Origin of the sequence: Leucobacter sp. M11 (genome assembly GCF_035726885.1) — a bacterium.
Lineage (GTDB): Bacteria > Actinomycetota > Actinomycetes > Actinomycetales > Microbacteriaceae > JAPFRB01.
Genome location: NZ_JAPFRB010000008.1, coordinates 68,611 through 69,176, shown reverse-complemented (window position 1 = coordinate 69,176; position 566 = coordinate 68,611). Strand labels below are relative to the sequence as shown.

1 protein-coding gene is annotated in these 566 nt (G+C 63.4%); it reads left to right on the top strand.

Features of this window, described 5'->3' with window-relative positions:
• Positions 1-208: 208 nt before the first annotated feature.
• The coding region (locus OOT08_RS18770; protein WP_325094424.1) for a YceI family protein at positions 209-566 on the top strand (358 nt) is incomplete at its 3' end.

Here is a 566-nt window from a genome sequence, read left to right as displayed (position 1 = left end):
CTCTTGGCCACCCCTCGTGGCCAACCCCTCGTGGCCCACCCCTCCGGGCAGCCGCACATCACGCCCATTGCCACCCAACCATCGCGAGTTTCTGAAAAGTTCATCCACATGAATAGGTTGAAGCGTCGAGTTCTGCTAGAGTAATTCATTGAAGCATCAAGTAAGTGAACCACCGGGTTCGCATCACACCAAGAGGAGCACACCCCGCATGACAGCACTCGACATCCCCGGCTACAAGGCTGGTACCTGGGCCATCGACCCGACCCACTCCGAGGTCGGCTTCTCCATCCGCCACCTCGGCATCAGCAAGGTCAAGGGCACCTTCGACCAGTTCGACGCGACCTTCGTCACCGGCGAGAACCCGCTCGACTCCAGCGTGACCGCGACCGCCGACGTCGCCTCCGTCAACACCAACGAGCCCAACCGCGACGGCCACCTCCGCACCGGGGACTTCTTCGCCGCCGAAGAGTTCCCGAAGCTCAGCTTCGTCTCCACGGGCGCTCGCGAGCAGGACGGCGAGCTCTTCGTTGACGGCGACCTCACCATGCGCGGCGTGACCCAGCCGG